Consider the following 12,756-nt stretch of genomic DNA (forward strand, 5'->3'; position numbering starts at 1 on the left):
AGTTGCAGCATTCGCAACAGTGGTCAATATGCCAAACGGCCTAGATATTTTCTCTGCCAAAGCTGGCGCGGTTTTGGTGCCAAACCCCTTATAATCCGCCGCATTCAAATTAATCCAATCGGGGAGTGCTATGGGTTTGGGGCCGGTGATGCTGGACGTGGTGGGGAAGCAGCTGACGCCTGAGGATGAGGCGCGGTTGCGGCATCCGCTGGTGGGCGGGGTGATCCTGTTCGCGCGAAACTACGAGTCGCCGTCGCAACTGTGCGAACTAACGGCGGCGATACGCGCGGCGCGCACACCGCCATTGCTGATCGCGGTGGACCACGAGGGAGGGCGGGTGCAGCGGTTCCGCGAGGGGTTCACGAAGATCCCGCCGATGCGCGAGCTGGGCAAGGTCTGGGATGCTCATCCGCAGCGCGCGCGCCATCTGGCGCAGCAGGTGGGTTACGTGCTGGCTTCCGAGTTGCGCGCCTGCGGCGTGGACTTCAGTTTCACGCCGGTGCTGGACGTGGACTACGGGCAGAGTTCAGTGATCGGTGACCGCGCTTTCCACAGCGATCCGCAGGCCATCGCCGAACTGGCGCATAGCCTGCTGCTGGGATTGAAGCAGGGCGGCATGCACACGGTGGGCAAGCATTTCCCCGGGCACGGTTTTGTTACGGCGGATTCGCACCTCGACATTCCGGTGGACGAGCGCGAGTTCGTCGACATCGAGATGTGCGACCTGATCCCGTTCCGGCGGATGGTGGACTACGGCCTGACCGCGGTGATGCCGGCGCATGTCATCTATCCCAAGGTGGACAGCCGCCCCGCGGGGTTCTCGCCGATCTGGCTGAAGCATGTGTTGCGCGGGCAGCTCGGTTTCGAGGGTGTGATCTTCAGCGACGACCTTTCGATGGAAGGCGCGACCGTTGCGGGCGGCATCGTTCAGAGGGCCGAAGCGGCGCTGAATGCGGGTTGCGACATGGTGCTGGTATGCAATAAGCCGGAATCGGCGGACGAGTTGCTGCAGGGGCTGCACTGGGAGATGCCCGCCGCGAGCAAGGCTCGCCTCGCCCAGATGCGCGGCACGGCGCATCCGGAATCGCTGGTGGCATTGCACGAGCAGTCGCATTTTCTTAAGGCGCTGGGCGAGGTTTCGGCTATCGGCAAGAGCAACGCGGAGTTGCCGCTGGTGTAGCCGAAGACGGGGAAATCGCTGAATCAGCGGTTCCCTATTGCGGTGCGGCTTGAGATAATCGCCGCCATCCTGAATATCTTGTTATGGTTCCTGCTATGAGTGAATTACAGGCAGCTTTGCTGGCAATCGGTTTCGGCGTGATCGTCGCGGTGTATGCGTTCGGCTGGTGGCAGCAGCGCAAATACCGGCGCAAGTTCGGCGCGGCATTCAAGGCGAGCCATGCCGATGCGCTGTATCAGGAAAGCGCGGCAAAACCGGCGGCTGCGCCGGTAGAACATGTCGTGACAGAGCTCGAGCCTGAGACTGCCGTGTCGCAGCCGGTCGAGGAAGTTGCTCCGGAGGCGGATGCGCATGTGGCACCCGTCGAGTCCGTTGAGGCCGTCATCGAGCCCGTCGCAGAGACTCCATCCGTGCCGCTTTCTTACGCCAAGGCGCTGGACGAATCCTGCGCGCTGCTGGATGCGAGCAGTGATTTCATCATCGAACTGAGTCTCGCAGAGCCGAGTCCCGCCGCGGTGCTGGACGGTTTGTGGCAGCGCAAGTTCGATTTCGGCAAGCCGGTGCAGGTGTGCGGCCTGACCCTGAACGCGCAGCATTGGGAGCGCGCAATCGCCGAGAGCCAGACGCTGTACGAACGATTCCGCATTGCCGTGCAACTGGTGGATCGCGGTGGTGCGATCAGCGCGGCGAAACTGGGCGACTTCCGCGACCTGGTGGCGGGCATCGCCAAACACATCAAGGCCGATGCCGCCGTTCCCGATGTACACGAGACTCATCATCATGCGGTGGAACTGGATACGTTCTGTGCCGAAGTGGACCAGATGGTCGGCATCAACCTGGTTCCGCCGGGCGAGCGCCAGCTGAACGGCAGCCGCATCGCGCAGGCGGCCTCAATGCTCGGCATGTCGCTGGAGGCGGACGGTGCCTTCCATGCGCTGGATGCGCAGGGGCACAGTCTGTTCTGTCTGATCAATCACGACAGCAAGCCGTTCCAGCACCACACGCAGGAAACGTTCACCACAAGTGGCGTCACGCTGCTGCTCGACGTGCCGCGAGTGGCGCATCCGGCCGAACTGTTCGATCGCATGCTGGAGACGGCGCGCGAGTTCGCCCGCGAGCTTCAGGTCAACGTGGTGGATGACCGCCGCGTGGTATTGAGCGACGGCGGGCTGAACCTGATCTGCGACCAGATCACCGCCGTCGAGGCGAAGATGGCGGAGCACGGCATCGCACCGGGCAGTGCCCAAGCGCGCAGGCTGTTCGCCTGATGTCCGTCGCGTCACGCATCGCACAGCTGCGCGTCGAGATCGAGCGGCACAATCATGCCTATTACGTGCTGGATGCGCCGACCATTCCCGATGCGGAATACGACAAGCTGTTCCGCGAACTGCAATCTCTTGAAGCACAACATCCCGAACTGCGGATGCCGGATTCGCCGACCCTGCGCGTCGGCGGCAAGGTGCTGGACGGCTTCGCGCCGGTGCGTCATGCCGTGCCCATGCTGTCGATCCGCACCGAGACCGACATCAGCGACGAGGGCGCCATCGCGTTCGACTTGCGGGTGCGGCGCGAACTGGGGTTGGGCGAGACGGATGCGCAGGTCGAATACAACTGCGAGTTGAAGTTCGATGGTCTTGCCATCAACCTGCGCTACGAACGCGGCCTGCTGGTACAGGCAGCCACGCGCGGCGACGGCGAGACCGGCGAGGACGTGACGCAGAACGTGCGTACCATCCATCAGGTACCGCTGCGCCTGCAAGGCTGCGAAGCGCCTGTTCTGGAGGTGCGCGGCGAGGTGTACATGAGCCGGCCCGATTTCGAGCGTTACAACGAAAAGCAGCGCGAGCGGGGACTGCCTACGCTGGTGAATCCGCGCAACGGCGCGGCGGGCAGCATACGCCAGCTTGATCCTGCATTGGCAGCGCAGCGTCCGCTGTCGTTCTTCGCCTACGGGCTGGGCGAAGTGCAGGGCTGGGCATTGCCCGCGACGCACAGCGCTGTGCTCGATGCGCTGGACAAGATGGGCGTGCCCGTGAGCGGCGAGCGAGCGGTGGTGCGGGGCGCGCAGGGTTTGGTGGAATTCCATCAGCGCGTCGCGGCCAAACGCGACAGCTTGCCGTTCGACATCGACGGCGTGGTGTACAAGGTCAACAGCCTCGGGCTGCAGGCCGAGCTCGGTTTCATCTCGCGCGAGCCGCGCTGGGCGGTCGCGCATAAATTCCCGGCGGAAGAGCAGATGACCGTAGTGCGCGACATCGACATCCAGGTCGGGCGCACCGGCAAGCTGACGCCGGTGGCCAAGCTGGAACCGGTGTTCGTCGGCGGAACCACGGTCAGCAATGCCACGCTGCACAACGAGGACGAGACGCGGCGCAAGGACGTGCGCATCGGCGACACGGTGATCGTGCGCCGCGCGGGCGACGTGATTCCGGAGGTGGTTGGCGTGGTGCTCGAGAAGCGCCCGGCGAATGCCGGCGAGCCGTTCGACCTCCACAGGCGTCTGGGCGGCAAGTGTCCGGTGTGCGGGAGCCACATCGTGCGCGAGGAAGGCGAGGCCGACTGGCGTTGCAGCGGAGGCCTGTTCTGCCCCGCGCAGCGCCAGGCGGCGCTGCTGCATTTCGCCAGCCGCCGCGCGATGGATATCGAAGGGCTGGGCTACAAGCTGGTCGAGCAGCTGGTGGAGCAGCAAATCGTGCGGACGCCCGCTGATGTGTACCAATTGGGCATGTCGGCGCTGGTCGATCTGGAACGCATGGGCGAGAAATCCGCGCTCAACCTGCTGGGCGCGATCGAGCAGAGCAAGCGCACCACGCTGGCGCGTTTCATCTATGCCCTGGGAATCCGCAACGTGGGCGAGGCGACGGCGAAGGATTTGGCGCGGCATTTCGGCAAACTGGAGAATCTGATGGATGCCGATGAAGCGGCGTTGCAGCAGGTGCCCGATGTCGGCCCCGTGGTGGCGCAAAGCATCGTTGCTTTTTTTGCGGAGCCGCACAACATCGAAGTCGTCAGGGCGCTGCGCGCCCACGGCGTGCAATGGGCGGAACACGAGGTGCAGGCTGTGCGAGAATCGCCTCTCGGCGGCAAGACCTTCGTGTTGACCGGCACACTGAGCGGAATGACACGTGACGAGGCCAAGGAAAAACTTGAAGCACTCGGCGCGAAAGTGGCGGGCAGCGTGTCGAAGAAAACCGGCTACGTGGTGGCGGGAGCGGAGGCGGGAAGCAAACTGGACAAAGCGCTGGAGCTGGGCGTTCCGGTGCTGGACGAGGAAAAATTTATGCAGATGCTAGAGGAGAACAAGTGATGACCTGGGTAGTTCCTGCCGATAGTTCGGAGAGACAGCAAGGCCGCTTTGAACGGCGTGGCGAGAAGATCACCACGGCGGTTTTTCCTGTGGCGGGGATGGGCAGCCGCTTCCTGCCTGCGACCAAGGCCAGCCCGAAGGAGATGATGCCCGTCGTGGACAAGCCGCTGATCCAGTACGCGGTGGAAGAGGCCGTGGACGCGGGCATCACCGACATGGTGTTCATCACCGGGCGCAACAAGCGCGCGATCGAAGACCATTTCGACAAGGCATACGAGCTGGAAGCCGAACTGGCGATGCGCGGCAAGGACGAGTTGTTGCGCCTGGTTCAGGAGATCATTCCCAATCACATCAATTGCATCTTCATCCGCCAGCCCGAGCCGCTGGGTCTGGGGCATGCCGTGTTGTGCGCAATGCCGGTGGTGAAGGACGAACCGTTCGCCGTGATACTCGCCGACGATCTGATCGACGGGGAGCTTCATCCCCCCATCGTCAGGCAGATGGTGGACGTATTCCATCAGCATCAATGTTCCATCCTCGGGGTTCAGAACGTGCCGCGCGATCAGACCGGGAGCTATGGCATCGTCGATGCCATGCCGCTGGGACCGGATATCGAACAGGTGCGAGCCATCGTCGAGAAGCCCAAGCCGGAAGATGCGCCATCCACGCTGGCGGTGGTCGGGCGCTACATCCTGACGCCGCGCATCTTCCATCATTTGCAAAGAGTGCAGGCCGGGGCGGGCGGCGAGATCCAGCTGACCGACGGCATCGCTGCCCTGATGCAGGAGGAGCGGATGCTGGCCTACCGCTTCAAGGGCACGCGCTACGATTGCGGATCCAAACTGGGCTATTTGCAGGCCACGGTGGCGCTGGGGCTGCAGCACCCGGAATTGCGCGACGAATTCGCTGCCTACCTGAACAGCCTGAAATAGGGCATAGCACATGAGTGTCTCGATGCGGCATGCGCGCGAACTCCTGCAACAGGCGGAGTTGCTGTATCCGGCCGAGCAGGTTCAGGAGGCGCTGCGCAATGTTGCGCGCGAGATCAATGCCGCATTATCGGAGACCCAGCCGCTGGTGCTGTCGGTGATGGGCGGCGCGGTGGTGTTTTCCGGCCAGCTGCTGCCGTTGCTCGATTTTCCGCTGGACTTCGATTACGTCCACGTGTCGCGCTACGGCGATGCGCGGCAGGGCGGACAGATGCACTGGAAGGTCGCACCGCGCGAGACGGTGCGCGGTCGCGTGGTGCTGGTGCTGGACGACATTCTCGATGAAGGCCATACTTTGGACGCAGTGCGCCAGCGGGTGATGGAACTGGGGGCGAGCAAATTCTATAGCGCGGTGTTCGTCGACAAGCAGCATGGCCGGGATAAACCCATCCATGCCGATTTCGTCGGACTGGAAGTGCCCGACCGCTTCGTGTTCGGGTACGGCATGGATGTCGAAGGCGCGTGGCGCAATCTGCCCGCGATTTATGCAGTCAGGGAAGGATAAAGTATGTTGGCAGTGATTGGTGGTCGCGGTCTGACACAACTGGCGAATCTGGAAATTACGCACCGGCAGGTGATGCGCACACCTTATGGCGAGCCTTCAGGTGCGTTTCTGTTCGGCACGCTCAACCAGCATGAGGTGATCTTCCTCGCGCGGCACGGTTACGGCTACACCATTCCGCCGCACCTCGTGAACTACCGCGCCAACCTGTGGGCATTGCGCGAGCAGGGCGTGAGCGAGGTCGTGTCGGTCGCCACGGTGGGCAGCATCCGCGCAGACCTGGTTCCCGGCTCCATCGTCGTGCCGGACCAGATCATCGACTACACCCACGGTCGCGATGCCACATTCTTCGACACCCGCGACAAGATATATACCAATATCGACTTTACCCAGCCGTATAGCGCGGAGCTGCGCAAACGCATCCTGCGAAGTGCGCGCACCGCACAACAGCTCTGCCTGGATGGCGGTGTGTATGCCGCGACCCAGGGGCCGCGCCTGGACAGCGTCGCCGAGATCAATCGCTACGAACGCGACGGCGCGGACATGGTCGGCATGACCGGCATGCCCGAAACCGCACTGGCTATGGAACTGGAGCTCAAATATGCCGCCATCGCCGTGGTCGCGAATTATGCCGCGGGACGAGGCGACAGCAAGAACGGCATCAACATGGAGAGCGTCAATGCCACCGCCAGCGCGGCGATGGAGCGAGTGCGCAGCATTCTCGAGCGTGTGGTGAACGGCGTCGGCGAGAGTCACGAGTAGGCGGAAATGGCGATCAGAGAAGTATTGCGCATGGGCGATGTGCGCCTGCAGCAGTCGGCGGAACCGGTCAGCAACTTCGGCAACGGCGAGTTGCGCGAATTGCTGCAGGACATGCGCGACACCATGCAGGCATCGAACGGCGTGGGCTTGGCGGCGCCGCAGATCGGCGTGGGGCTGCGCGTGGTAATCTTCGGCGTGCAACGGAATTCACGTTATCCCGATGCCGATAGTGTGCCGGAGACGGTGCTGATCAATCCCGTCATCACGCCGCTGGACGACCAGCTCGAAGAGGCGTGGGAAGGCTGTTTGAGCCTGCCAGGATTGCGGGGGCTGGTTCCGCGTTTTCGCAACATCCGTTATCGGGGATACGATGAACACGGCACGCCGATAGACCGGACGGTGAGCGGTTTCCATGCGCGCGTGGTGCAACACGAATGCGATCATCTGGACGGTATGCTCTACCCGATGCGCATGACGGATATGGGCCGTTTCGGCTACACCGAGGAACTGTTTCCCGGACGCGAGATGCAGGACGATTAACCAAAGGAGGAGAGCCATGAACAGAAGGGAATTGTTGTTGGGCGGGGTGGCATTGGCCGGTGCGGCGATGGTAGGGCGCGCACAAGCTGCGACGCACGAGCACATGCATCATCACGGTGCACCGGCCCAGGCCGGGTTGGCCACCGCTGCCGCGGATTGCGTGCAGAAGGGGGAGGTCTGCCTGAACCACTGCTACGACCTGCTGGGAGAAGGCGACAAGGTCATGGCGGCCTGTGCCAGAAGCGTGAGCCAGGCGATGGCGGTGTGCACTGCACTGCAGCAATTGGCGAACCAGAACTCGGTTCATACGGCAAAGCTGGCTGCCGTTGCTATGGACGTGTGCAAGCAGTGCGAAGACGAATGCAAGAAACACGCGGACAAGCACGAGTCCTGCAAGGCCTGCGGCGAGAGCTGCGCAGCCTGCTACAAGGAATGCCAGAAGATCGCCATCTGAGCCGGGCGCATCGTGTAGAAGGTCAAAACGGGCAGGCTTACCTGCCCGTTATTTTTTAAGGGGCTGTTAAGATAGTCCGACTAAAGTAACCATCTTGCGACAATGGTCGTCTTGATTGAAAGGAGTGGGTAAATGAAGTGTCCTGTATGCAATGTGGACTTGCTGATGACTGACAAGCAAGGGGTGGAGATCGATTATTGTCCGACCTGCCGCGGAATATGGCTGGATCGAGGCGAGCTGGAAAAACTGATCGAGCGGATGTCGGCTGCGGAGCGCAGCTATGAAGGGCGTGAACGCCAACCCCATCAAAGTTATGGCCATCCTGGCCACGACAAACATGGCCATGAAAAACATGGTCACGACCAGCATGGCTATTCCCACGGCAAACAGGAAAGCATCTGGCACAAGATGTTCGACTTCTAGCTTTCGTTGACCTGCTTTCAGCCATAGGAAAACATGCTCGCCACTAACCTTAAGCGTTACGTCTATCTTTCCATCGCGGCTGCGCTTTCCACCATCCTGCTCAAGGGGGTGGCCTGGTGGCTGACCGGTTCCGTCGGCCTGCTTTCCGATGCGCTCGAATCCTTCGTCAACCTGGCTGGGGCGCTGATGGCACTGGCCATGCTGTCGCTGGCGATGGTGCCGGCGGACGAGGATCATGCACACGGACACGGTAAGGCGGAATACTTCTCCAGCGCTTTTGAAGGCTTCCTCATCCTTGTCGCTGCCGTCAGCATCGGCTACGCGGCGATCGAGCGCCTGCTCAATCCGCAGGCACTCGAATCGGTCGGCATCGGCCTGCTCGTATCGGTGGCGGCTTCACTGATCAATCTCTTTACTGCTCGCGCCCTGATGTCGGTGGGGCGCAAACACAACTCCATCACGCTGGAGGCGGATGCCCACCATTTGCTTACCGATGTGTGGACTTCCGTGGGCGTCATCGCCGGTGTGGGCCTGGTGTGGCTGACCGGCTGGCTATGGCTCGACCCGGTCATCGCGCTGCTGGTGGCGGCGAATATCGTGTGGACCGGCTGGCAGCTGCTCAGCCGGTCCGCTTCGGGGCTGATGGACGCATCCATTCCAGAGGAGCAGCGCAAGGCGGTCATGGCTGTGCTGGAAGGTTACCGCCACCAAGGGATCGAATTCCACGCTCTGCGCACGCGCCAGGCTGGCATGCGCGCCTTCGTCACGCTGCATGTCCTGGTACCCGGCGCATGGACGGTACAGCAAGGCCACGACTGGCTGGAACGGATCGAGGCTGACATCCGGAATGCAGTGCCCAACGCTCATGTGACGACTCATCTGGAGCCGAAGGAAGACCCCGTGTCCTTGTCGGACGAGCCGCTTGACCGCCCCTGAGCGGCGGCTTACCGAGTTTCCGGAAAGTGTACCGACACGGCGAGTCCGCTGTGTCCGGTGGCCTGCCTGAATTCGGCATTCGCATGGTGCAGGGCGGCGATCCGCAACACGATGGACAGTCCCAGCCCGACCCCTTCCGGCCCGGACGGATCAAGGCGGCTGAAGCGCTTGCCCAGCAGAGGCAGCTTGTCCGTATCCACGCCGAGGCCGCTGTCGGTGATGGCCAGCGTTTTCCCTTCGAGCGCAATCGTTACATGTCCGCCCCGCGGGGTGTAGCGGATGGCGTTGTCCAGCAGGTTGCGCAGCATGATGCGCAGCAATTCTTCCGAGGCGGAAATCTTGATGGGCGTCTCGGCACGAAGCTCCAGAGCGATGTTTTTCGCTAGCGCATCCGGCGCGAGTTCCGCGCTGCATGACCGTGCCAGTTCGACCAGGTCGACCGGCTCGAGCAGCGCAGGGGCGGTGAGTTCGTCGAGCCGGGACAGCGTGAGCAACTGCCCGACCAGATGCGACATGCGCTCCGTTCCTTGCAGGGACTTGGCGAGGCATTCGCTGCGCTCGATGTCGCTGGAGGAAAGCTGCGCCGCCTGCAGCTGAGCTTGCAACGCGGCGAGCGGGGTGCGTAACTCGTGGGCGGCATCTGCGGTAAAGCGGCGCTCGTTTTCGAGCACCCCCGCAGTGCGGACGAGCAGGCTGTTCAGCGCTTCCACGACGGGGGTGATTTCCCGCGGTGTGTCGCCCGGCGTCACCGTAGTGAGCTGTTCAGGCGAGAGTCGCCGCAGAGACTCGGTGAGACGGCGCAGCGGGCTCAGGCCGAACCGGATCGCCAGGATGGCGAACAGCGCCAGCACCGGCAATCCGAACAGGAAAGGCGTGACGTTGTGCAGCGCCACTTCGCGCGCCAGTTCCTCGCGCACCGTATCGCTTTGCCCAACCAGCACGTCGATATCGCGCTCCTCATCGTGTTGCCGGTAGAAGCGCCAGTGCCTTCCGTTCCATTCGCCGCTGCTGAATTTCTCCTCGGGCAACTGGTGTATGGGCATGGTGAATTCGCTGTTCGAGCGCAATAGCACACGCGCCGGCTTTTCCTCGGTGTCCCATATCTCGAATACAAAATCCTGCTGGTATTTGTGTGCAGGCGGCGGGAGTGGCGCCGCCCGGTCATCGTCCAGGTCGGTTGCGACGGAGAGCAGGCTTTGGGCAAACTGGGCCAGCTGAGCGTCGAACAGCTCGTCCGCCTCGTGCAGCGCGTTCCTGTAGCTTTCGTAGCCCGCGATGATGCCGAACAGCATCACGGCACCGAGCAGCAGCAGGGCGAGGCGGTTCTGCAACGACATTGTCTGCTTGCTCATGACGGCTGCCTCACGGTGTAGCCGATGCCGCGCAGGGTCTGGATGAAATCGCTGCCCAGCTTCTTGCGCAGATGGTGGATGAACACCTCGATGGTGTTGCTGTCGGTGCTGTCTCCCCAGCCGTAGATGCTCTGCTCCAGCTGGGCGCGGGTCAGCACCCGTCCGGCATTCTGCACCAATAATTCGAGCACGGCGAATTCCTTGGTGGAGAGTTCGACGATGTTGCCCTTGAGCCATGCCTGGCGGGTATCCGGATCGAGTTCCACATCGCCGACCTGGATGCGCGGCGTGGCGCGTCCTGCAGTGCGGCGGATCAAGGCGCGCAGGCGGGCGGCGAGTTCTTCCATGTCCACGGGTTTGATGACGTAGTCGTCGGCACCCAGGCTGAAGCCCTTGAGTTTGTCGAGCTTGTCGTCGCGCGCCGTTAGGATCAGGATGGGCGTGCGCAACCCCTTTTCTCTGGCCGCCTGCAGCAGGGCGAAACCGTCGCGGTGAGGCAGGCCCAGGTCCAGCACGATGGCATCGTATTCCTCGCCGGACAGGGCATTCAGGGCCTGCCGTCCGTCCTGCAGCCAGTCGACGGTGAAGCCCAGATGGCCGAGGCTTTTCCGGGTGCCGTCCCCGAGCAGGGCATCGTCTTCCACCAGCAGGATTCTCATGATTCTCCCAATATTTTTTCAGTCATTAAGCGGCGGTTAAGAATCGCTCGCCACACTGCGCACGTGGTAAATTCGTGCACTCGATAGGAGCTTATTATGACTGTGAAAAAACTTTGTATCACCCTGATGTTGCTGGCCGGTGCCTCCACCGCAATGGCGGAGACTCCCAAGGATATCCTTTCCGCCTACAGCGCCGAAGCCGGCAGCGGTTACGTTCCGTCCGCCGAGCGGGGCAAGAGCCTGTTCCTCAAGGACTGGGGCGTGTCCAAGGATATGCCGAGCTGTGCCGCATGCCACACCAAGGATATCAATGCCGCGGGCAAGCACGTCACCACTGGCAAGACCATCGAGCCTCTCGCGCCGGCCGTCAATCCGGAGCGCTTCACTTCGGCGAAGAAGGTCGCGAAGTGGTTCAAGCGTAACTGCAACGATGTGATCGGCCGTGAATGCACGGCCGCCGAGAAGGCTGACTTCATCCAGTTCGCCATCAAGGGAGGCAAGGCATGAAACGGTTAGCAGTATTGTTGTTGGCATTGGCGGGGATGAACTTCGCGCACGCGGAAGGCCACAAGATGGCGATCCCGGATAACGTCAAGTGGAAGGAAGAATGCGGCAGCTGCCATATCGCCTATCCGCCGAAGCTGCTGACGGCGGATAACTGGCGGAAGCTGATGGGGGGGCTGAACAAGCACTTCGGTGCGAATGCCGAGCTCGACGCCAAGGACAACAAGGAGATTTTGGCCTTTCTGGAACGCAATGCGGGCAGCGGCGAACGATACAGTGCAGCCAGCTTGCGCATAACCGACACGCCCTGGTTCAAGCGCGAGCACCGCGAGGTGTCTCCCAATGAGTGGGTTCATCCCCAGGTGAAGAGCCGTTCGAACTGCTCGGCCTGCCACCAGAACGTCGCGCGCAACATCTGGTCTGAGCGCGACATCCGCATGCCGGGCGGGCGGCGCATGGGCGACGACGATGACGACGATTGATCGTCCGTCCTGTTGTCAAAAATGAGGAGCGTGCCATGGATAAAGTGAAGGTCTGGGATCTGCCCACACGCGTCGGCCACTGGTCGCTGGTGATCGCTTTTACCGTGGCCTGGTTGAGCGGGGACAGCGAGCACTGGCGGCTGGTGCATGTCGTTGCGGGTTACGTGATGGCAGGCGTGCTGGTGTTCCGTATCTTCTGGGGCCTGGCCGGTTCGCGCCATGCGCGTTTCTCGTCCTTTCTGTTCTCCCCGCGCGATGCTGCGGCTTACCTGAAGGGGCTGTTGAAAGGCGAGGGCCGTCATTGGGTGGGGCACAACCCCGCGGGCAGCTATGCGATATATGGGCTGATCCTGCTGGGCTTCTCGGTGATACTGAGCGGCTGGGCAGCCTATGCCGAGGTGGGGCCGGAAGAACTGGATGATGTCCACGAAGTGCTGGTGAACGTCATGCTGGGGCTGGTCGGCCTGCATGTCACGGGCGCCATCGCGAGCAGCCTGCTGCATCGCGAGAACCTGATCCGCGGCATGGTGACCGGCTACAAGCGCGGCCATCCCGAAGAGGCGATTCCCGGCATGAGGGCCGCATGGCTTCTGCTGCTGTTCGGCTGCATGATCGCAGCCGGATGGTACGGTTTCGTCAGTTAGCTTACGTTATCCCGCGTTTGGA

General features: G+C 62.3%; 15 protein-coding genes. 13 read left to right on the forward strand and 2 right to left on the reverse strand.

From position 1 onward, the window contains the following. Window positions 1-130 precede the first annotated feature (130 nt). From nagZ to FGKAn22_RS05105, 10 genes are all read left to right on the forward strand, one after another. Window positions 131-1,180, forward strand: coding sequence for a beta-N-acetylhexosaminidase (gene nagZ, locus FGKAn22_RS05060; RefSeq protein ID WP_212786885.1), 1,050 nt, complete (start codon window positions 131-133; stop codon window positions 1,178-1,180). A 95-nt stretch (window positions 1,181-1,275) separates the two neighbouring features. Beyond that, on the forward strand, window positions 1,276-2,448 hold the full coding sequence (locus tag FGKAn22_RS05065) for a cell division protein ZipA C-terminal FtsZ-binding domain-containing protein (RefSeq protein ID WP_212786886.1): 1,173 nt from the start codon (window positions 1,276-1,278) through the stop codon (window positions 2,446-2,448). Further along, entirely contained in the window at window positions 2,448-4,487 is a 2,040-nt protein-coding gene (gene ligA, locus FGKAn22_RS05070) for an NAD-dependent DNA ligase LigA (RefSeq protein WP_212786887.1), read from the forward strand. Before FGKAn22_RS05065 ends, ligA begins: the two co-directional genes overlap by 1 nt. Beyond that, a complete protein-coding gene (gene galU / locus FGKAn22_RS05075; protein WP_212786888.1) occupies window positions 4,487-5,419 on the forward strand; it encodes a UTP--glucose-1-phosphate uridylyltransferase GalU in 933 nt (310 codons plus the stop codon). Before ligA ends, galU begins: the two co-directional genes overlap by 1 nt. 10 nt (window positions 5,420-5,429) lie before the next feature. Next, the gene (locus FGKAn22_RS05080) at window positions 5,430-5,981 is read left to right on the forward strand and encodes a hypoxanthine-guanine phosphoribosyltransferase (protein WP_212786889.1); all 552 of its coding nucleotides are present in this window, start codon (window positions 5,430-5,432) and stop codon (window positions 5,979-5,981) included. 3 nt (window positions 5,982-5,984) lie between these two features. Next, entirely contained in the window at window positions 5,985-6,740 is a 756-nt protein-coding gene (locus FGKAn22_RS05085) for an S-methyl-5'-thioinosine phosphorylase (protein WP_212786890.1), read from the forward strand. Between the two features lie 6 nt (window positions 6,741-6,746). Continuing rightward, window positions 6,747-7,280, forward strand: a complete 534-nt coding sequence (gene def, locus FGKAn22_RS05090) for a peptide deformylase (protein WP_212786891.1) — start codon at window positions 6,747-6,749, stop codon at window positions 7,278-7,280. A 16-nt stretch (window positions 7,281-7,296) separates the two neighbouring features. Next, the gene (locus tag FGKAn22_RS05095; RefSeq protein ID WP_212786892.1) at window positions 7,297-7,734 is read left to right on the forward strand and encodes a four-helix bundle copper-binding protein; all 438 of its coding nucleotides are present in this window, start codon (window positions 7,297-7,299) and stop codon (window positions 7,732-7,734) included. Window positions 7,735-7,866: 132 nt separating this feature from the next. Continuing rightward, entirely contained in the window at window positions 7,867-8,157 is a 291-nt protein-coding gene (locus FGKAn22_RS05100; RefSeq protein WP_212786893.1) for a TFIIB-type zinc ribbon-containing protein, read from the forward strand. A gap of 33 nt (window positions 8,158-8,190) precedes the next feature. After that, window positions 8,191-9,093, forward strand: a complete 903-nt coding sequence (locus FGKAn22_RS05105) for a cation diffusion facilitator family transporter (protein ID WP_212786894.1) — start codon at window positions 8,191-8,193, stop codon at window positions 9,091-9,093. An 8-nt stretch (window positions 9,094-9,101) separates the two neighbouring features. Here the strand turns inward: FGKAn22_RS05105 and FGKAn22_RS05110 are convergent, their stop codons facing one another. Beyond that, a complete protein-coding gene (locus FGKAn22_RS05110; RefSeq protein ID WP_212786895.1) occupies window positions 9,102-10,445 on the reverse strand; it encodes an ATP-binding protein in 1,344 nt (447 codons plus the stop codon). Beyond that, window positions 10,442-11,104: a response regulator gene (locus tag FGKAn22_RS05115; RefSeq protein WP_212786896.1), complete on the reverse strand. Its 663-nt coding sequence runs from the start codon at window positions 11,102-11,104 to the stop codon at window positions 10,442-10,444. The genes FGKAn22_RS05110 and FGKAn22_RS05115 overlap by 4 nt, the downstream gene beginning before the upstream one ends. A 96-nt stretch (window positions 11,105-11,200) precedes the next feature. Between FGKAn22_RS05115 and FGKAn22_RS05120 the strand changes: the two genes are divergently transcribed. From FGKAn22_RS05120 to FGKAn22_RS05130, 3 genes are read left to right on the forward strand one after another with little or no spacing between them, the layout of a single operon-like run. After that, window positions 11,201-11,611, forward strand: coding sequence for a DUF1924 domain-containing protein (locus tag FGKAn22_RS05120; RefSeq protein WP_212786897.1), 411 nt, complete (start codon window positions 11,201-11,203; stop codon window positions 11,609-11,611). Continuing rightward, a complete protein-coding gene (locus FGKAn22_RS05125) occupies window positions 11,608-12,090 on the forward strand; it encodes a diheme cytochrome c (protein WP_212786898.1) in 483 nt (160 codons plus the stop codon). The genes FGKAn22_RS05120 and FGKAn22_RS05125 overlap by 4 nt, the downstream gene beginning before the upstream one ends. Window positions 12,091-12,125: 35 nt before the next feature. Beyond that, entirely contained in the window at window positions 12,126-12,734 is a 609-nt protein-coding gene (locus FGKAn22_RS05130; RefSeq protein WP_212786899.1) for a cytochrome b/b6 domain-containing protein, read from the forward strand. Window positions 12,735-12,756 lie beyond the last annotated feature (22 nt).

The sequence above is a fragment of the Ferrigenium kumadai genome (genome assembly GCF_018324385.1).
Taxonomy (GTDB): domain Bacteria; phylum Pseudomonadota; class Gammaproteobacteria; order Burkholderiales; family Gallionellaceae; genus Gallionella; species Gallionella kumadai.